Consider the following 19333-nt stretch of genomic DNA (forward strand, 5'->3'; position numbering starts at 1 on the left):
GCGCGAGTCGGATCAAAGTACGATGGAGCCTCTCGCGTCCACCCACGCGGAGTCGCGACGTCCAGTCCCCCAGTCTCCCCCCTCTCTCCCGCCACGACCGCACCTCCCCTGTCCCCCACGACCGAGGCACGGAACCACTTTTCTATGCGCAAGACCGCCGAGACCGAAGGCGCCCTGGAGACCCGCGGCATCGAGCAGGTGCCCGATCACGAGCGCACCGCCAGGATCCGCGAACTGTTCCCCACCTGGGTGGGCGCCAACATCAGCGTGCTGCTGCTCACGATGGGCGCGAGCCTCGTCGTGGCGTACCACCTCGACGTCTGGCAGGCGCTCGTCGTCGCCGCCGCGGCACCCGTCGTGTCGTACGGGCTGGTGGGGCTGATCGGGATCGCGGGCAAGCGGGGCGGGGCGCCCGGCATGGCGCTGTCCCGCGCGGTGTTCGGGCAGCGCGGGAACCTGCTGCCCGGTTCGCTGATCTGGGTCGCCCGCTGGGGCTGGGAGACGATCAACGCGGTGACCGGCGCCTACGCGATGCTCACCATCCTGAAGATCGTGTTCGGCCTCGACGCGAGCGGCGTGCTGGACATGGTCATGCTGCTGGCGTTCGTCGTCGCGACCTTCGCGATCTCCGGGCTCGGCATCAACGCCGTGCAGCGGTGCAACAAGTACGCGACCTACCTCTTCGGCCTCTTCTCGGTCCTGGTCCTCGGCTATCTGGTGGTGCGCACCGACTGGTCCGCGGTCGTCGGCCGGCCCGCCGGGTCCGCGGCCGCGGTGATCACGGGCGTCGGGCTGATCGCGGCGGGCGGTGTCAGCTGGATCCCCTCGGCGCCGGACTTCACCCGCTACCTGCCGCGCACCGCCTCCTCGAAGGCGATCGTGGGCACCACGGTCGGCGGCGCCGGTCTCGTCGTCCTGCCCATGGTGCTGATGGGCGCGGTGATGGCGGTCTCCACTCCGGACCTGGCATCCGCCGTCGACCCGGTCTCCTTCCTCGGCGAGATCCTGCCGACGTGGCTCGCGGTGCCGTACCTGCTGATCGCCCTGATCGGGATGCTGCTGATCAACTCGATGTCGATGTACTCGGCGGGCTTCACCGCGCAGACCCTCGGCTTCCGGGTGCCGCGTCACTGGGCGGTCTCGGTGAACGCCGTGATCTCGCTCGCCTTCGGCGGTGTCCTGATGCTGGTGGCGACGAGCTTCCTGGGCTCGTTCATCGCGTTCCTGTCGCTGCTCGCGGTGGCCTTCTCCGCCTGGGTCGGCGTCTTCGGCGCGGACATGCTGCGGCGCGCGGAGTACGACGGCCGCGCCCTGGCCGACACCACGCGCACCAGCGCCTACTGGTACCGGGGCGGCTTCTCCCCCGCCGCGGTGGCCGCCTGGGCGGCCGGCCTGGGCGCGGGCCTGATGTTCACCACTTCCGACTGGTTCACGGGCCCGCTGGCCCGGAACAACGTCGTCGGCGAGTACGGCCTCGGCTGGGTGGCCACGATCGTGATCTCGGGCCTGCTGTACACGGTGCTGCCGAAGCCCACGGTGGCGACTGCGCCCGCCGACGCGCCGGAGCGGGCCGAGGAGCGGGCGGGCGTCGGCGCCTGACCCCGCCGCGCCGGCCGGGCCCCGATCCGAACGGCCACCCTCGACGCCCTGGCGACCTGACACTCCGTCAGCCACGTCCCCCTGCACACCCGCCCGGTGAAGGGGGACGTCGCCATGCCTGTCACGGTCGTCCGTCTCAACCTCGTCGAGCCCGGCGCCACCCCGGCCTCGCTCGGCGCGCGCTACCGGGCGGCCGTCGAGATGGCAGCCGCTGCTGGTGGGCGGCTCCTCCCGGGCCGCCGCGCGCCGGGCCGCCCGGCTCGGCCTGCCCTTCTTCCCGAGCGCGCACCTGCCGGAGCGAGGCGTACTACCGGGACCGGCCGGCCGAGTACGGCGCCGAGGGCCGGCGCGTGATGCCCGCCGCCGAAACACCGCTGCTGCACCTCGCCGAGGACCCCGACCGCGCCTGGGCCGAGTACGGCGAGCACCTCCTGCACGAGGCCCGGACCTACGCCTCCTGGCAGTCCGGCGGCATCCGCTCGGCGGTGCGGTCGGACTTTCGCGGACCGTGGCGGAGGTGCGGGCGGGGGGCGTGTACCGGATCCCCATGCCCGAGCAGCGCCTCGCGCAGAACCTGGACACCCTGGTCCTGCACCCGCCGGCGGGCGGGATGCCCCTCGACGAGGGGCGGCGCAGTCTGCGCCGGTTCCGCGAAGACGTACTGCCCCGGCTCGGTGCGCGAGCCGGGGCAGTACGTCCTACGGGGTTCGAGGAGAGGGGCAGCGGGGACTTGGCCCGTCTCCTCGAGTCAGTGGGCCTCTGGCGAGGCTCAGCCCATCTCCTCCAGCGACTTGCCCTTCGTCTCCTTGACGAACTTCAGGACGAAGGGGATGGAGAGCGCGGCGAAGACCGTGTAGATCACGTAGGTGCCGGCCAGGTTCCAGTCGGCCAGCGACGGGAAGCTCGCGGTGATGGCCCAGTTGGCGATCCACTGCGCGGCGGCAGCCACGCCCAGGGCGGCGGCACGGATCTTGTTCGGGAACATCTCGCCGAGCATGACCCAGACGACCACACCCCAGGAGAGGGCGAAGAAGAGCACGAACAGGTGGGCGGCGATCAGGGCGATCCAGCCCTGGGTGGCGGGGAGCTTGCCGCCGACCAGGTCGTGGGAGAAGGCCCAGGCCTCCAGCGCCAGGCCGAGGGCCATGCCGACCGAGCCGATGAGCGCGAGCGGCTTGCGGCCGACGCGGTCCACGAAGATCATCGCGATCACGGTGCCGACGATGTTGATGATCGACGTGGTGAACGAGTAGAAGAACGAGTCCGTCGGGTCGACGCCGACCGACTGCCACAGCGTCGAGGAGTAGTAGAACGCGACGTTGATGCCGACGAACTGCTGGAAGACCGACAGGCCGATGCCGACCCAGACGATCGGCTTGAAGAAGAAGCCGCCGCCGAGCAGGTCCTTGAAGCTCGACTTCTCCTCGCGCTTCATGGCGGTCTCGATCTCGGCCACGCGGGCGTTCAGGTCGGCGTCCTTGCCCTCGACCTCGGCGAGGATCTGCCGGGCGCGGTCGCGCCGGCCGACGGAGATCAGGAAGCGGGGGGACTCGGGGATGGCGAAGGAGAGCAGCCCGTACAGGACGGCCGGGACGACCATCACACCGAGCATGACCTGCCAGGCCTCCAGGCCCCACAGGGTGCCGCGCTGGTCGCCGCCGGCGGCGTTGAGCAGGCCCCAGTTGACCAGCTGCGAGATGGCGATGCCGACGACGATCGCGGCCTGCTGGAAGGAGCCGAGACGGCCGCGGTAGGCGGGCGGGGCGACCTCGGCGATGTAGGCGGGGCCGATGACCGAGGCCATGCCGATGGCGAAACCGCCGACGACCCGCCAGAAGGCGAGGTCCCACAGCGAGAAGGGCAGCGCGGAACCGACGGCGCTGACCGTGAAGAGGACGGCGGCGATCTGCATGCACCGGATGCGGCCGATGCGGTCGGCTATGCGGCCGGCGGTCGCGGCGCCGACGGCGCAGCCGATGAGGGCGATGGCGATGACCTGGGCCAGCGCCGCGGAGCCGACGTCGTAGCGGTCCCGGATGGCCTCGACCGCGCCGTTGATCACGGAACTGTCGTAGCCGAAGAGGAAACCGCCCATCGCGGCCGCCGCCGCGATGAAGATGACGTGCCCGAGATTCTCGGGTTGAGCCGTCCTGGCTCCTGACTTGGGTGCCTGCGCTGTGCTGGTCACGTGTACTCCTCGGGCCACCGGCAACGCTGCCGGGGGTGGGGGGACTGCCCTTCGGGTTCGTGAGACCTGAAGGTAAAAGCAACGTTGCAGAGACTATGCCTTCAAGTTTCGAAGTCAATAGGGCAACCGTTGTGAGCTTCCCCGGACGGCGTGTCGGCCTTGTGTTCAAGTAGTGAACCCAGATAGGACTCTCGGCCCGTCTACCCCCGAAGTCCCGTGGGCATACGGGGGCTCCGGTCCCGCCGGGACGGAAGCACCCGAAGCGGGGCCGTGGTCAGCGCAGACGCTGGGAGATGACCTTCGACACACCGTCGCCCTGCATGGAGACGCCGTACAGCGCGTCGGCGACCTCCATCGTGCGCTTCTGGTGCGTGATCACGATGAGCTGCGAGGCCTCCTGCAGCTCCTGCATGATGCGGATCAGCCGCTGCAGGTTGGTGTCGTCGAGCGCGGCCTCGACCTCGTCCATGACGTAGAACGGGCTCGGCCTGGCCTTGAAGATCGACACCAGCAGGGCGACCGCCGTCAGCGACCGCTCGCCGCCGGAGAGCAGGGACAGCCGCTTGACCTTCTTGCCCGGCGGACGCGCCTCCACGTCCACGCCGGTGGTGAGCATGTTGTCGGGGTCGGTCAGCACCAGCCGCCCCTCACCGCCCGGGAAAAGGCGGCTGAAGACGCCCTCGAACTCGCGGGCGGTGTCCCGGTAGGCCTCGGTGAAGACCTGCTCGACGCGCTCGTCGACCTCCCTGACCACCTGGAGCAGGTCGGCGCGGGTCTTCTTCAGGTCCTCGAGCTGCTCGCTGAGGAACTTGTGGCGTTCCTCCAGCGCGGCGAACTCCTCCAGGGCCAGCGGGTTGACCTTGCCGAGCTGCTGGTAGGCGCGCTCGGCCGCCTTCAGCCGCTTCTCCTGCTCGGCGCGCGCGTACGGCCGGGGCCGGTTGCGCGGGTGCTCCGGATCCTCCGGCAGCTCCTCCCCCTCGGCGGGCGGCGAGGGCGGCACCGACTGGTGGGGGCCGTACTCGGCCATCAGCCCGGCCGGTTCGACGCCGAGCTCCTCCAGCGCCTTCGTCTCCAGCTGCTCGATCCGCAGCCGCTTCTCGGCGCCGAGCACCTCGCCCCGGTGCACCGAGTCCGTCAGCTTGTCCAGTTCGGCCTTGAGGTCGCGCCCCTCGCTGCGCGCCCGGACGAGCTCCTGCTCGCGGCGGGCCTTGGCGGCCTCGGCGGCGGCCCGCTCCCGCTCCGCACGGCCCAGCGACACCTCGACGTGCGCGAGGAGCTGCCGGGCGCCGGAGGCGACGGCCTCGGCGACGGCCGCCTCGTGGCGCAGCCGGAGGCGCCGCTGCTCGGCCCGCGCACGTGCTTCGCGTTCGGCGCGGGCGGCCCGGTCCAGGGAGTCGGCCCGGCCGGCCAGCCCCTTGACCCGCTCCTCGTGGGTACGGGCCTGGAGGCGGGCCTCCATCTCGGTCTGGCGGGCGTTGGCGCCGTCGGCGGCGAGCCGGTCCCGTACGGAGGTGTCGGGCTCCTCCTCGATCGGCATCTCCTCGGCGACGGCGAGCCGTTCGGCGAGTTCCTCCACCTCCTGGCGGGCCTTGTCGAGCGCGTCCTGGGCCCGGGCGGCCGCCGCCGCCGACCGCTCGGCCTCGCCCGCCGCGCCGCGCGCCTGCCCGGCGAGCCGCCCGAGCTGCTGCGCGACGGCGGACTTCTCCCGGTCCGCGGCCCGGCGCCGCTCGCCGACCTCCTCGACCAGCGCGGCGCACTCGGTGCGCTGCTCGGCCGCCCGGGCCTGGGCCGCGGTCAGCTCCTCGCACCGCACGGCCAGTTCCGCCAGTTCGGCGGCGGCCTCGTCGACGGAGGCCTGCACCTCCAGCAGGCTGGGCGCCCCGGCCGAGCCGCCCTGCGCGAAATGGGCCCCGAGCACATCGCCCTCGGCCGTCACGGCGGTCACGCCGGGCTGCGCGAAGACCAGCTCCTCGGCGTCCTCCAGGGTGCCGACGACGACGATCCCGCGCAGCAGCCGCCGCACCGCGGGCATCAGTTCGAGAGGCCCGCGGACGAGGTCGGAGGCGCGGGGCGGCCCGTCGGGACGCTCCCGCTCCGGTACGTCGTCGGGGGCGCCGGCGACGAGCAGCGCCGCGCGTCCGGCGTCCTGTTTGCGCAGCAGGCGGATCGCGTCCGCCGCCGCGGAGGGCGTCCGCACCGCGAGCGCGTCCGCGGCCGCGCCGAAGGCCGCGGCCAGCGCGACCTCGTGGCCGGGGGTGACCGTCAGCAGCTCGGCCGCCGGGCCCAGCAGTCCGGTGAGCCGGTCCCGGGCGCCGAGCAGCGCGCCCGTGCCGTCCTTGCGGCGCAGTCCCATGGCCAGGGCGTCGTGCCGGGCCTGGGTCGCCGCCCGGCTGCGCTCGGCGGCGGTGACCGCCTCGCGGGCCGCCGTGAGGCCGGCCTCCGCGGCGGCGAGCCGCTCCTTGGCGGCCTCGTGCCGTGCGGCGAGCTCCTCGTCGCCCGCGTCGAGTCCGTCGACCTCGGCCTTGAGCGCCTCGTACTCCTCCTGCGCCGCGCCGGCCCGGTCGCGCGCCTCGTCCCGTGCGGCGGCGAGCCGGTCGATCTCGGCCTGGGCGGACGCGGCGCGCGAACGGGCCGCGCCGACCTGGCCGCTGAGCCGGGCGAGCCCCTCGCGGCGATCGGCGATGGCGCGGGCCGCGTCCTTCAGGCGCCGCTCCTCCAGGGCGAGCTCGCGCTCCAGCTCGGCGCGGTGGGCGACCGTGTCGTCCAGGGCGCGCTGGGCCGCCTCCAGGGCCGCCTCCAGCTCGGCCTCCTGCTCGCGGATGCGGGCCGCCTCGCGCTCCATGTCCTCCGGGTCGCGTCCGCGCCGCTCCTCGGGGGGCGCCGAGGTGGCGCTCTTGACCCGGGCGTCGGCCAGGGAGACGGTGCCGCGGACGCGTTCGGCGAGCTGGGACAGCTCGTACCAGGTCTGCTGGGCGCGCTGGAGGCGCGGGGTGAGCCGCCGTACCTCGTCCTCGAGCCTGGCCTCGCGCTGGAGGGCCCCGCGCAGGTCCCGCTCGGCGGCTTCCTTGCGTTCCTTGAGCGCCGCCTCGTCGGCGACCTCGGCCTGGAGCGCCTCCCGCAGCCGTACGAGGTCGTCGGCGAGCAGGCGCAGCCGGGCGTCGCGGAGGTCGGCCTGGATCACGGCCGCGCGGCGGGCCACCGCGGCCTGGCGGCCGAGCGGTTTGAGCTGGCGGCGCAGTTCGTCGGTGAGGTCCTGCACGCGGGCCAGGTTGGCCTGCATCGCGTCCAGCTTCCGCAGCGCCTTCTCCTTGCGCTTGCGGTGCTTGAGGACGCCCGCGGCCTCCTCGATGAAGGCGCGGCGGCCCGTGGGGTCGGCGTGCAGGACGGAGTCGAGCTGGCCCTGGCCGACGATGACGTGCATCTCGCGGCCGATGCCGGAGTCGGACAGCAGTTCCTGGATGTCGAGGAGCCGGCAGGTGTCGCCGTTGATCTGGTACTCGCTGCCGCCGTTGCGGAACATGATCCGCGTGATGGTGACCTCGGCGTACTCGATGGGCAGGGCCCCGTCGGAGTTGTCGATGGTCAGGGACACCTCGGCGCGGCCGAGCGGGGGTCGCCCGGTGGTGCCGGCGAAGATGACGTCCTCCATCTTGCCGCCGCGCAGCGACTTGGCGCCCTGTTCGCCCATGACCCAGCTGAGCGCGTCCACCACGTTGGACTTGCCCGAGCCGTTCGGTCCGACGACGCACGTGATGCCCGGCTCGAACCGGAGCGTGGTCGCCGAGGCGAACGACTTGAAGCCGCGGAGGGTCAGGGCCTTGAGGTGCACGCCGCCGGACTCTACCCGCCGCCGATGTCCCGCTCCATGAACCCGCGGTTTCACCGCCGAACGTGCAGGGCAGACCAAACGTTAAAGACGGTGAAAGGATGCACGGGGGCAAGAAAGAAAGAAGGGACGCCGAAGCGTCCCTTGCAACTCTGACGGCTGAGCGGTTGATACGGGCAGCCCAACCACTGTGTCGGGGTGCGATGCAGTGATCAGGTGAGCGCAGGCTCCGCCTGGTGTGCGTCGACGCGCTCCATGATCCTGTCGTGAGAAGCGGCAGCCGCCAGCGCGTCGTTCTCCGCCTGGATGCGTACGAGTTCGGATTCCAGGTCCTGGACGCGCTGCTGGAGCCGTCGCATCTCGGCGAGGAGTCGAGGGTCGGAGCCGCCGACGTAACCGAGAAGCGCCTTTGCCATGATGGATGGTCCTCCACACTGAGTGACCGACCGAGCCGGTGTGGGTCGTGAGGGATTAGCACCCGGAGTGCTTGGCACTGTTGAGTTCGTGCTGCCGTTCATCCATGCCAAACAGCTAAGGTGCGCGGGTTTTCAGCGTCTCACCAAAAAGTTTGACGGTCAACACGATCACGCCCCGTATCGACGGGCGTCCCGGGGGCGCGCGGCCGGAAGAAGGCGGCGCGGCTGCTCCTGCGGGCCCCTCGGGGCGTGGCGATCATCCTGCCGTGCGGAGCGCGCCACGGCAAGCCCTTCTCGGCAACGACCTGCTCCTTTCCCGCTCCGGGCCTGCTTCCGGCAGATGCCCCCGGCACGCGACTCCGCTTCCGGCGCGCTCCGGGCGGGTCGGGCTCAGCGCTCGACGAACCCCTCGTAGCCGCCGCGGGGTGTGTCCCAGATCTCGGTGACTCCGTCGACGCGTCCGGGCGTGTCGCCGCCCTGAAGCCAGGCGAGCAGCCGCTCGCAGCCGTCGCGCGGGCCCTCGGCGACCACCTGGACCCGGCCGTCGCCGAGATTGAGAGCAAAACCACGCAGGCCGCCGATCTCCAGGGCCCTGGCCCGGGTGAACCAGCGGAAACCCACACCCTGGACGCGTCCGCGCACCCACGCGGTCATCCGTACATCCTCGCTCATGGGTGCAACCTAACGGGCCAATGTCTCCGGGGGCACTTCCTCCTCCCGCCCCATGCGGTACCGTCCCCACCCAATGAATCTCATATGAAACTCACTCGATCGAGTGAGTTGGGTTGACCACGACGGCTCTGCGCCCGGGTCGACCGCCGGGGACGAGGAAGGCCAGGACATGGGACGCCACCGACGCTCGGACTCGGACGCCGGCCGCGCCGCCACGGGGACCACGGAGACATACGGCGCGTACCCGCAGGGCCACGACGACCCCTGGGACCCGTACCCGCCCGGCTACGACGTGCGGGACCCGTACCTGTCCAGCCACGACCTCCGGGACCCGTACTCGCCGAGCCAGACCGTCTGGGACCCGTATTCACCCAGCTACGGCCTCCGGGACCCGCACCCGCACGGAAACGGCCTCCGGGACGTGTACGCGGACGACGACCGCATGGGTATCGCGCCCTACCTGAACCCGGACCTGTACGCCGACGCCTACGCCAGGGCCGCGGAGTACCTCTTCACACCGGACGAGCCCCACGCCCGCTCCACCGACACCGTGACCTTCCCGGCCGAGGGCTTCTCCCCCGCGGAGGGTCCTCGCCGGGCCGGCGGGCACCGCCGCCGGAAGGAGGCCGCCGCCACGCCCGTACGCTCGGGCCTGCTCGGAGTCTCGGCCGCCGTCGCCATCGGCACGGTGGCCGTGGCGACCGGGGCGGTGCCGGGTCTGGACAACTACAAGCTGGGCGGCGGAAGCAGCAGCGGCGCCGACGCGGTGCAGGCGGCGGGATCTCCGACGAACTCGGCCTCGGAGCAGGGCGGCACCTCGGGCAGTGCCCAGGGCCGGACCGGCGGCTCGTCGACCAGCCGTGACGCGGACCGGTCGGCCGCACCGGGGCAGTCCGCCTCCGGCTCGGCCTCGGCGTCGGCCTCCGCCGCGCCGTCGGCCAGGCCCACCGGGTCGCCGTCGGTGAAGCCGACCCCGGCCGCGCCGAGCCGGACCGAGCAGCCCGAGCCCAGCACGCCGGCCCACAAGCCCCCGAAGGCGGGGGGCAGGAACAAGGCCCCCGCGGCGGTCTCCCAGCAGGCGGCCGCCGAGGCACAGGTGCTCCAGCTCGTCAACGAGGAGCGGGCGAAGGTGGGCTGCAGCCCCGTGACGGCGGACAGCGCACTGACCGAGCTGGCGGAGAACTTCAGCAAGGCCATGGCCGACCAGGACTTCTTCGACCACACCGACCCCAGCGGCGCCTCGCCGTGGGACCGGGCCGCGAAGCTCGGCATCACCGGCCTCGGCGGCGAGAACATAGCCCGGGGCCAGGCGGACGCGGCGGCGGTGATGGAGGCGTGGATGAACAGCCCCGGCCACCGCGCCAACATACTGAACTGCGACTTCAAGACCCTGGGCGTGGGCGCACACTTCGGCTCCGGCGGCCCCTGGTGGACACAGGACTTCGGCTATTGAGACAGCCGCAGGCCAGACGGTAAGCACCCTGCCGGGCCGTGTCCGGGCCGTCGATCGTGGGTTCCTCGTCCATGAAGACGATCCACGGCCGTGGCCATCAGGCATGACGCCGGTCGTCCACCTGAATGTCCAGGTCCGGCCACGTCATGGCCAGACGCTTCCACTGCCCGTCCATGGCCACATCCATCGAACGCGACGGTGTGTCCGGTCTGAAGTGGACGAGTGTCCCGGTGCTGCCGTCGTCCTCGACGGGTTCGAGGCCGGTGACCGGAATGCCATGTTCATAGCGTTGGGTCCAGGCCCCGTCGGGGCGACGGTTGGTATGGACGAGCCACTCACTCAGCGCCGCCACGACGGACATGCCGCGGCGCGGATGGCCGTCCGGAAGCAGCTCCGCGTCCGGGAAGTCGAAGAAGCGCAGGTCCTTTGTCGCCATGACCGGCTTCTTCACGATCTGCCCGTGCTCATCCCTACGGGTGTCGGTGCCCCGTCCGTCATCCGCCACGGACACGGAGCCGTCCGGACGGAGACTGACGAGGCAGCGTCCTCCGCCCCTGCTCGACGCCTCGTCGGCGGCATAGGCAAGCACTTCGAGGACAAGGTGCCACGGACCACCTGGCGCGAACCTCTCCGGGCTCCGTCGCACGGACGCCAGGTGGTCCGAATCGACGGCATTTGACCAATCATGCGTGGTATTGACCCACGAACCCCTCGAGACGCCCATCGGACAAGTGTCCCGCCTGGCTCACGCCGCCCTCAACCTTCACGGCTGAGGTGCTGTTGTCGCAGGTCGCCGGGCCGGAGACCTGAGCCCGCGAGGCCTGAGCCCGCGCCCTCGGCGGCCAGTGGCAGTCGAAGCGCCAGTCCCAGGGGAGGCCGCGGCACTGGCGGCAGGGGAAGAAGTGGACGGCCACCGACAACCCCGTACCGCGCGAACTTACTCATGGACAGCGCCAACCACGGGGTAGCGCTGCGTTCGCGTACGCTGGGGGTATGAGCATCGCGCAGGAGTGCACGGAGGAGCAGAACCTCCCGTACAACGTGTTCGCCAAGGCCTGTCCCTCGCGCGGCACGCTGGAGCACGTCACCGGTCGCTGGGGTTCGCTCACCCTCGGCGCACTGCACGAGGGCTCCCTGCGCTTCAACGAGCTGCGCCGCCGCGTGGACGGCGTGAGCGAGAAGATGCTGTCCCAGACGCTGCACGCGCTGGAGCGCGACGGTCTGGTGCACCGCGAGGCCCAGCCGACGAACCCGCCCCGCGTGGACTACGAACTGACCCCCCTCGGCCACGAGGTCGCCGGGCGGCTGCTGGCCCTCATCCAGTGCGTGGAGGGCCGTATGGACGACGTGCTGGCTGCGCGCGAGGCGTACGACGCCCGCCGGGTCTAGTGCGGTAACCGGAAAGGTTCACCGGCGTCTGCGGCATGATCCGCCGGACAGGCCCTGGTCCCGGCTAGCGCGCGGCGGGGCCGTAGGGACCGGGTGGGACGCGGACGGCGCGGAGGCGTTCGCGCGGTGCCCGCTGGCACTTCGGGCAGAAGTAGCTGGAGCGGTTCATCCACGGGCGGCGGCGCATCGGGGTGGCGCAGCGGCGGCAGGGCAGGCCCTCGCGGCCGTAGGCGTCCAGGGAGCGGTCGAAGTACCCGGACTCGCCGTTGACGTTGACGTAGAGGCTGTCGAAGCTGGTGCCGCCCAGGGCCAGGGCCTGGTTCATCACGTCCCTGACGTGGCAGAGGAGTTCGGCCGTGCGCGGCCGGGTGAGGGTCGCGGTGGGGTGCTCGAAGTGGATGCGGGCCCGCCACAGCGCCTCGTCCGCGTAGATGTTGCCGACCCCGCTGATCAGCGACTGGTCCAGCAGCGCCCGCTTGATGGTGGTGCGCTTGCGGCGCAGCGCCCGGTGGAAGGCCTCGTCGTCGAACAGCGGGTCGAGGGGGTCCCGGGCGATGTGGGCGATGACGTCGGGCAGCCCGTCGGGGGTGGTGTCGTGCAGCGAGAGCCCCCCGAAGGTGCGCTGGTCGACGAAGCGCAGCTCGGTGCCGAGGCTGTCCGCGAACCGGATGCGGATGCGCAGGTGCTTCTCGGCGGGCGCCTCCCGGGGCTGGACCAGCAGCTGGCCGCTCATGCCGAGGTGGGCCAGGATCGCCTGGCCGGAACCCTCCAGGGGCAGCCACAGGTACTTGCCGCGGCGGTGGGGTATGCCGATGCGGTGCCCCTCGAGGCGGTGCGCGAAGTCGTCCGGGCCGGCGAGATGCCGCCGGACCGCGCGCGGGTGCAGCACCTCGACGTCGGCGACGGTCCGGTGGGCGACCCACCGCTCCAGGCCGCGCCGTACGACCTCGACCTCGGGCAACTCGGGCATGGACTCCCCCGTCTTCCGCGGGTCCGCGGCCCCGCGGCACTCGGCCTCGGGGCCGCCGGCCCTCCTCTACGACCGAGCGCCCGGCCCCGGGCAGGGGCGGGCGCTCGGGTGCGCTGTGCTGCGGAGCGGTGCGCGCCGGGTCAGGCGGAGGCCGACTCGGCGTCCGCGTTGTCCCCGGCGGCCGCGACGGCCTCGGCCGCCGCCTTGGCGCGCTCGTCCGCCGCGGCCCGGATGGACCGCCAGGCGGACTCGGCGGCCTGCTGCTCCGCCTCCTTCTTGCTGCGGCCGGTGCCGGTGCCGTACGAGACGCCTCCGACGCGGGCGGCAGCAGTGAAGGTCTTCTCGTGGTCGGGTCCGGTCTCCGTGACCAGGTACTCGGGCACGCCGAGCCCCTCGGTCGCGGTGAGCTCCTGGAGGCTGGTCTTCCAGTCCAGGCCGGCTCCGAGGTTCGAGGACTTCTCGATCAGCGGGTCGAACAGGCGGTGCACCAGTTCGGAGGCCGCGTCGAGGCCCTGATCGAGATAGACCGCGCCGATCACCGCTTCCAGGGTGTCGGCGAGGATGGACGCCTTGTCCCGGCCGCCCGTGCCCTCTTCACCACGGCCGAGCCGGATGAAGGAACCCAGGTCGAGGCCGCGGCCGACCTCCGCCAGCGCACGCGAGTTGACCACCGCGGCCCGCAGCTTGGCCAGCTGGCCCTCGGGCAGGTCGGGGTGGGTGCGGTACAGCGTGTCGGTGACGACGAGACCGAGGACGGAGTCCCCGAGGAACTCCAGACGCTCGTTCGTCGGCAGACCGCCGTTCTCGTACGCGTACGAACGGTGGGTCAGCGCACGCACCAGAAGGGCGGACTCGAGCTGGTAGCCGAGCCGCCCTTCCAGAAGCGTGTGGGACGAGGCCGTGTTGTCCGACTTTTTCCGGGCGGTTGGTTCCGCCTTGGCGTCATCCGCCTTCTTGGCAGTGGACACGGTGCCTCTCACCAGCCGCTCAGACCTCGAGGACCTGGCGCTTGTTGTAGGTGCCGCACGACGGGCACGCGATGTGCTGCTGCTTGGGCTCGTGGCAGCGCTCGCACGCAACCAGGGTGGGGACCGCAGCCTTCCACTGCGACCGGCGGTGGCGCGTGTTGCTGCGCGACATCTTCCGCTTCGGAACAGCCACGGCTACTTCTCCTGCTTCTCGTCGACGCCCGCTTCGGCGCCGCTCATCTCGTCCTTCTCGCCGTCTTCGAGTGAACCGGCGAGTCCCTGCAGTGCCGCCCAACGGATGTCGACGGCGTCATGGTGGTGGTCCGGGTCGTCCGCGAGCCGCGCTCCGCACTCGGAGCACAGTCCCGGGCAGTCTTCCCGGCACACCGGCTGCATCGGCAGTGCGAGCACCACCGCGTCACGCAGCACGGGTTCGAGGTCGAACAGGCCGTCCTCGAGGAAGAGCCTGTCCTCGTCGTCCTCGGCGTCGTCGCCCGGTTCCGCGATCACGCGGCCCCGGTCGTCGGCGTCAGGGTACGAGAACATCTCCTGGAAGTCCGCGTCGAGCTCCAGCTCGACCGGCTCCAGACACCTTACGCACTCCCCCTCGGCCTGTGCACGGGCGGTGCCGGTGACGAGCACACCTTCCATGACCGACTCGAGTCGGAGTTCGAGCTCCACCGGGGCGCCTTCCGGCACTCCGACGACTCCCTGGACGCCGAAGTCCTTGGGGGCCGGAATCGAGCGGGTGAGCCGCTGCAGCGCACCGGGACGCCGACCCAGCTCGTGCGTGTCGAACACGAGGGGGTTGCGGTGGTCGAGGCGGGCGTTGGAGGCCATTCCTGCTTTCGATCTTCTGAGCTCAGAGGGACACTGCCCTGCGGTGTCGCCGGGCAGCGCTGATCGCGGGCTTATGCGCGACCGAAGAAACAGGATACTGGACCTTTCCCTGTCGGCCCAATTCGGGTGCGCACTCCGAGCCCGCACGGGCGTCGCGCCGCGGTCCGCCGACGGCCCGTGGCCGGTCCGGAGCGGCCCCCTGGCGGTCCCTGGCCTCTAGAGGCCGCGTTCCCGTTCGTAGGCCCGCATCTGCTCGGGCGTGATCATGCTGGTGTCGAAGAGGCTGGTCTCGTCGAGGGCGTAGCCCTGCCCCTGCTGGGCCTGGTGCGGCTGATGGGCCTGGTCCTGGACCTGGTGCTGGTCGTACGCCCCCTGCCCGCCGTCGTAGCCCTGGTAGGGGGCACCTCCCGCCGGAGCGTAGCCGGAGGTGGGGGAGTAGGGGTCGGCGTGCTGGTAGCCGTACGGGTCCGGCTGGGCGTACTCCTGCTGGTAGCCGCCGTACGCGTCCTGCTGCTGGTAGCCGTAGGCGGGCTGCTGGTCGTACTGCCGGGCCACGGCGGGCTGCGGCGGCACGGCCGGCTGCTGCGGTGCGGAGGTCTGCTCGGCCGGGGCGTCCCGCTCGGCGAGGGCGGCGAGGTCGGCCAGGTAGTCGGCGTCGCTGGAGTGCCGGAACGTCGTGGTGTCGTCGGCGAGGGCGCCGAGGTCGTCGGTGGCGATCCGGCCGTGCAGCTTCTGCCGGCCGCGGCCGACCGCGTCCAGGGTCTTGGCGAGGACCGCCTCGAAGGCGCCCAGCTTGGCGTCGACGTAAGCGTCCGCGTCGCGGCGCAGGGTGTCGGGGTCGTGGCTGCGCTCAGGGGCGTCCTCGTCCTCGTAGCCCTGCTCGTCGAGGCCGGGGCCGGTGCCGAGGAGCTTCTCGCGGCCGCGGCCGACCGAGCCGAGGGTCTTGGTGAGGACGACCTCGAAGTTGGCGAGCTTGGAGTCGACGTAGTCGTCGGCCTCGGCGCGGATCTCCTCGGCCTCGGTGCGGGCCTCGGTGAGGATCCGGTCGGCCTCGGCCTGGGAGCGGCGGGCGATCTCGGTGTCCGAGATCAGCGAACCGCGCTCGGCGTGCGCGCCGTCGATGATCCGCTCGGCCTCGCGGCGGGCCTCCTCCACCATCTGCTCGCGGCCGCCGATCAGCTCCTGGGCCTGCGCGAGCGAGCCGGGCAGGGCCTCGCGCACCTCTTCGAGCATCGCGAGCAGATCGGCGCGGTTGACCACGCACGAGGCCGACATGGGCATGGACCGGGCGCTGGAGACCGCGGAGACGATCTCGTCGAGCTTCTTCTGCACGTCCACCGTGTGCTCGCCACTCTCTACCGATGTGTTGGAGACGGACGGGACGACTGTACGGCCATGGCGCGGCCGCGGGACACCGGGTGACGGCCCGTCAGCCCCCGCCGGGTCCTCAGTCCTGCTTCAGACGCTCGCCGAGCGCGGCGAAGACCTGCGGCGGCACCAGGTGGGAGACGTCGCCGCCCCAGGCCGCGACCTCCTTGACCAGGGAGGACGACAGGAAGCTGTAGGTGGGGTTGGTGGGCACGAAGAGGGTCTCGACGCCCGTGAGGCCGTTGTTCATCTGGGCCATCTGCAGCTCGTAGTCGAAGTCGCTGACCGCGCGCAGGCCCTTGACGATGGCGGGGATGTCGCGCTGCTTGCAGAAGTCCACGAGGAGGCCGTGGAAGGCCTCGACCCGGACGTTCCCGAACTCGGCGGTGACCTGGCGGATGAGGTCCATCCGCTCGTCGATCTCGAACAGGCCCTTCTTGGACTTGTTGATCATCACGGCGACGTAGACCTCGTCGTACAGCCTGGAGGCGCGGGCGATGATGTCGAGGTGTCCGTTGGTGATCGGGTCGAACGACCCGGGACAGACGGCGCGGCGCACTAGTGATCCCTCGCTCTCCGGTCCGGTCATCGTGCGTCTTCGCACGTAGAGGCGGCGCGACCGTACCAAAACGTTCCCTCGCCGTAGCGACGGGCCCGGATCGCCTCGAAGCCGTCCGGCCACCGGAATTCGCCGCCTCTGGTGCTGCGCTCCACGGTGACGAGGGCTTCCTCCGCGAGCCACCCCTGGGTGCGGAGTGTGAGCAGAATCTCGCGAAGATCGTCGTCCGAGACGGCGTACGGCGGGTCGAGGAAGACGATGTCGTACGGCTCGGCCGGGGGTGGGGACTGGACGATCTGTTCCGCTTTGCCCGCCCTCACCTCGGCGCCGGGCAGGCCGAGGGACTTCACGTTCTCCCGGACGGTGCGGGCGGCCCGGGCGTCGGCCTCGACGAGGAGGGTGTGCCCGGCTCCCCGCGACAGGGCCTCCAGGCCCACCGCGCCGGAGCCCGCGTACAGGTCGAGGACGCGCTCGCCGCGCAGTGGGCCGCCGAGCAGGGACTGCCAGGTGGAGAAGAGGCCCTCGCGTGCGCGGTCGGAGGTCGGGCGGGTGCCGGTTCCCGGCGGGACGGCCAGGCGGCGTCCGCCGGCTGCGCCGGCGATCACGCGGGTCATTTCGGGTCCTTGGTCGTGGGCTGGTGACAGGTCCAGTCTGGCAGGCGGAGGTGGGGGGTGCCGCGCGTCCCGCGGCGGCCGCGGGACGGCCGCGGCAGCCCCACGGTCCGCGCGCGTCTCCGGGCAAGGCCGCTCACCCCTTCTCCAGGTACTGCTCCCTCTCGTCGTCCAGCAGGGCGTCCAGCGCGGTCCGCAGGCCGGGGAGCCGCTCCAGGCCGGGGTCGGCCGCGACGAGCGCGGCGGCCTCCTCGCGGGCCTCCGCGATGATCTCCTCGTCCTCGATGACGGCGAGCACGCGCAGGCTGGAGCGGGCGCCGGACTGGGCCTGGCCCAGGACGTCGCCCTCGCGCCGCTGTTCGAGGTCGAGTCGGGAGAGCTCGAAGCCGTCGAGGGTGGAGGCCACCGCGTTCAGCCGCTGGCGGGCGGCGCTCGCCTCCGGCATCTCCGTGACCAGCAGGCACAGTCCGGGCGCGGAGCCACGGCCGACGCGGCCGCGCAACTGGTGCAGCTGGGAGACCCCGAAGCGGTCCGCGTCCATGATCACCATCGCGGTGGCGTTGGGCACGTTCACTCCGACCTCGACGACCGTGGTGGCGACCAGGACGTGGGTCTCGCCGGCCGCGAAGCGGCGCATGACCGCGTCCTTGTCGTCGGGCGGCATCCTGCCGTGCAGCACCTCGACCGTGAGGTCCTTCAGCGGTCCCCGGGCGAGCTGCTCGGCCACGTCCAGGACGGCCAGCGGCGGGCGCTTCTCGGCCTCGTCCTCGGGGGACTCCTTCCGCGCGCCCTTCTTCGGGTCGTCCTCCTCGTCGCCGATGCGCGGGCAGACGACGTAGGCCTGGTGGCCGCCCGCCACCTCCTCGCGCACCCGCTCCCATGCCCGCGCCAGGAAGTGCGGCTTGTCGGCGGCGGGGACGACATGGCTGGCGATCGGCGACCGCCCGGCCGGCAACTGGTCCAGGACGGAGGTCTCCAGGTCGCCGAAGACCGTCATGGCGACCGTGCGCGGGATCGGCGTGGCGGTCATGACGAGCAGGTGCGGCGGCTGTTTGCCCTTGCCGCGCAGGGCGTCGCGCTGCTCGACGCCGAACCGGTGCTGCTCGTCGACGACGACCAGCCCGAGGTCGTGGAACTGGACCTTGTCCTCGATCAGCGCGTGCGTGCCGATCACGACGCCGGCCTCGCCGGTGGCCAGGTCGAGCAGCGCCTGACGGCGGGCGGCAGCGCCCATCGAACCGGTGAGCAGCACCACCTTGGTGGCGTGCTCGGCGCCGCCCAGCATTCCCCCCTCGGCCAGCTCGCCCATCATCTCGGTGATCGACCGGTGGTGCTGCTGGGCCAGCACCTCGGTGGGCGCGAGCATCGCGGCCTGGCCGCCCGCGTCGACGACGGCGAGCATGGCGCGCAGCGCGACCATCGTCTTGCCGGAGCCGACCTCCCCCTGGAGCAGCCGGTGCATCGGGTGCTCGGTCGCCAGGTCGTCGAAGATCTCCTTGCTGACCTTGCGCTGGCCCTCGGTGAGGGTGAAGGGGAGGCGGTCGTCGAAGGCGGTGAGCAGGCCGTCGCTCCTCGGTTCGCGGGGTACGGCCGGGAGCTGGGCGTCGGCGTACCGGCGGCGGGCGAGGGCGACCTGGAGGACGAAGGCCTCGTCCCACTTCAGCCGGGCGCGGGCGTCGGCGACGTCCGCCTTGGTGCCGGGGCGGTGGATCTTGAACAGGGCCTCGGGGAGGGTGACCAGGCCGCGTCCGGCGCGCAGCGAGTCGGGCAGCGGGTCGAGCGCCTCCTGCGCGCCGGGCAGCACGGTCTGGATCGCCTTGCCGATCTTCCAGGACTCCAGCTTGGCCGTGGCCGGGTAGATGGGGATGAGGGCGCCGGCCCAGCTCTCGGCCGTCTCCTCCGCGCCGTCGCCGTCCCCGCGCAGCAGCTCGTAGGCGGGGTGGGCGAGCTGGAGGCGCCGGTTGAAGACGGAGACCTTGCCCGAGAACATCGCGCGGGTGCCCGGCAGGAGCTCCTTGTGGGGCTTGTGCACCCCGTTGCCGAAGAAGACGAGCTGGAGGCGGCCGCTGCCGTCGGTGATCGTCACCTCCAGGCGCTGGCCCTTGCCGCGGGGGGCCCTGGGCGAGGCGAAGGTGTGCAGGCGGGCGTCGGCGACCTGGGCGACCACGGTGACGTGCTCGTCCATGGGCAGGTCGGCGAGGTGGGTGAGCTGGCCGCGCTCCTCGTACCGGCGCGGGTAGTGGTGGAGGAGGTCGCCGACGGTGTGCAGGCCGAGGTGCTCGGCCATCACCTTCGCGGTGGCGGGGCCGAGCACCTTCTTCAGTGGTTCTTCCAGTGCGGGCACGAGATCCATTGCACACCACCGCACTGACATTGCCGTAGACGTCTTGGGAAACCCCTGGTCAGACGGGTCGTCGTCGCCTTAGGATGACGCGCTCCGGCCCTCCCGCGGTCACCTCCCCACCAGGGGCCGC

At 72.0% G+C, this 19333-nt stretch carries 16 protein-coding genes and 1 pseudogene; 4 read left to right on the forward strand and 13 right to left on the reverse strand.

From position 1 onward, the window contains the following. The first annotated feature begins 144 nt into the window (after positions 1-144). Together ACIPM1_RS26560 and ACIPM1_RS26565 are read left to right on the forward strand one after the other, a co-directional pair. Positions 145-1599: a cytosine permease gene (locus tag ACIPM1_RS26560; protein WP_402438837.1), complete on the forward strand. Its 1455-nt coding sequence runs from the start codon at positions 145-147 to the stop codon at positions 1597-1599. Between the two features lie 163 nt (positions 1600-1762). Beyond that, positions 1763-2272: pseudogene (locus ACIPM1_RS26565) on the forward strand (LLM class flavin-dependent oxidoreductase); the annotation flags it as partial. A 96-nt stretch (positions 2273-2368) separates the two neighbouring features. Here ACIPM1_RS26565 and ACIPM1_RS26570 read toward each other — a convergent pair. From ACIPM1_RS26570 to ACIPM1_RS26585, 4 genes are all read right to left on the reverse strand, one after another. Continuing rightward, positions 2369-3787 carry a sugar porter family MFS transporter gene (locus ACIPM1_RS26570; RefSeq protein WP_402438839.1) on the reverse strand — a complete coding sequence of 473 codons (1419 nt, stop codon included), beginning with the start codon at positions 3785-3787 and terminating at the stop codon, positions 2369-2371. A 274-nt stretch (positions 3788-4061) separates the two neighbouring features. Further along, positions 4062-7616 carry a chromosome segregation protein SMC gene (smc, locus tag ACIPM1_RS26575; protein WP_402438841.1) on the reverse strand — a complete coding sequence of 1185 codons (3555 nt, stop codon included), beginning with the start codon at positions 7614-7616 and terminating at the stop codon, positions 4062-4064. 209 nt (positions 7617-7825) lie between these two features. Beyond that, positions 7826-8029, reverse strand: coding sequence for a hypothetical protein (locus ACIPM1_RS26580; RefSeq protein ID WP_018567931.1), 204 nt, complete (start codon positions 8027-8029; stop codon positions 7826-7828). A 390-nt stretch (positions 8030-8419) separates the two neighbouring features. Then, positions 8420-8701, reverse strand: coding sequence for an acylphosphatase (locus ACIPM1_RS26585; RefSeq protein ID WP_402438843.1), 282 nt, complete (start codon positions 8699-8701; stop codon positions 8420-8422). Between the two features lie 169 nt (positions 8702-8870). Here ACIPM1_RS26585 and ACIPM1_RS26590 point away from each other — a divergent pair, with 169 nt between their 5' ends. Then, a complete protein-coding gene (locus ACIPM1_RS26590) occupies positions 8871-10154 on the forward strand; it encodes a CAP domain-containing protein (protein WP_402438845.1) in 1284 nt (427 codons plus the stop codon). A gap of 97 nt (positions 10155-10251) precedes the next feature. Here ACIPM1_RS26590 and ACIPM1_RS26595 read toward each other — a convergent pair whose 3' ends face one another. Further along, entirely contained in the window at positions 10252-10590 is a 339-nt protein-coding gene (locus ACIPM1_RS26595; RefSeq protein WP_402438847.1) for a hypothetical protein, read from the reverse strand. 557 nt (positions 10591-11147) lie between these two features. Between ACIPM1_RS26595 and ACIPM1_RS26600 the strand changes: the two genes are divergently transcribed. Further along, entirely contained in the window at positions 11148-11543 is a 396-nt protein-coding gene (locus ACIPM1_RS26600; RefSeq protein WP_356191663.1) for a helix-turn-helix domain-containing protein, read from the forward strand. 64 nt (positions 11544-11607) lie between these two features. Here ACIPM1_RS26600 and mutM read toward each other — a convergent pair whose 3' ends face one another. From mutM to recG, 8 genes are all read right to left on the reverse strand, one after another. Next, positions 11608-12513 (reverse strand): bifunctional DNA-formamidopyrimidine glycosylase/DNA-(apurinic or apyrimidinic site) lyase, encoded by a 906-nt coding sequence (gene mutM, locus ACIPM1_RS26605; protein ID WP_402438849.1) that lies wholly within the window; start codon positions 12511-12513, stop codon positions 11608-11610. A gap of 140 nt (positions 12514-12653) precedes the next feature. Beyond that, entirely contained in the window at positions 12654-13493 is an 840-nt protein-coding gene (gene rnc / locus ACIPM1_RS26610) for a ribonuclease III (RefSeq protein ID WP_356191659.1), read from the reverse strand. 7 nt (positions 13494-13500) lie between these two features. Next, positions 13501-13674: a 50S ribosomal protein L32 gene (rpmF, locus tag ACIPM1_RS26615; protein ID WP_003951102.1), complete on the reverse strand. Its 174-nt coding sequence runs from the start codon at positions 13672-13674 to the stop codon at positions 13501-13503. Positions 13675-13676: 2 nt separating this feature from the next. Beyond that, positions 13677-14321, reverse strand: a complete 645-nt coding sequence (locus ACIPM1_RS26620; protein ID WP_402438852.1) for a YceD family protein — start codon at positions 14319-14321, stop codon at positions 13677-13679. 216 nt (positions 14322-14537) lie between these two features. Then, the gene (locus tag ACIPM1_RS26625; RefSeq protein ID WP_402438854.1) at positions 14538-15659 is read right to left on the reverse strand and encodes an ATP synthase F0 subunit B; all 1122 of its coding nucleotides are present in this window, start codon (positions 15657-15659) and stop codon (positions 14538-14540) included. A 109-nt stretch (positions 15660-15768) separates the two neighbouring features. Continuing rightward, entirely contained in the window at positions 15769-16248 is a 480-nt protein-coding gene (gene coaD / locus ACIPM1_RS26630; protein ID WP_402438898.1) for a pantetheine-phosphate adenylyltransferase, read from the reverse strand. A 26-nt stretch (positions 16249-16274) separates the two neighbouring features. Next, positions 16275-16862: a 16S rRNA (guanine(966)-N(2))-methyltransferase RsmD gene (rsmD, locus tag ACIPM1_RS26635; RefSeq protein WP_402438856.1), complete on the reverse strand. Its 588-nt coding sequence runs from the start codon at positions 16860-16862 to the stop codon at positions 16275-16277. 133 nt (positions 16863-16995) lie between these two features. After that, on the reverse strand, positions 16996-19212 hold the full coding sequence (recG, locus tag ACIPM1_RS26640) for an ATP-dependent DNA helicase RecG (protein WP_402438858.1): 2217 nt from the start codon (positions 19210-19212) through the stop codon (positions 16996-16998). Positions 19213-19333: the final 121 nt, after the last annotated feature.

The organism is Streptomyces sp. NPDC086766, from assembly GCF_044746005.1.
Lineage (GTDB): Bacteria > Actinomycetota > Actinomycetes > Streptomycetales > Streptomycetaceae > Streptomyces.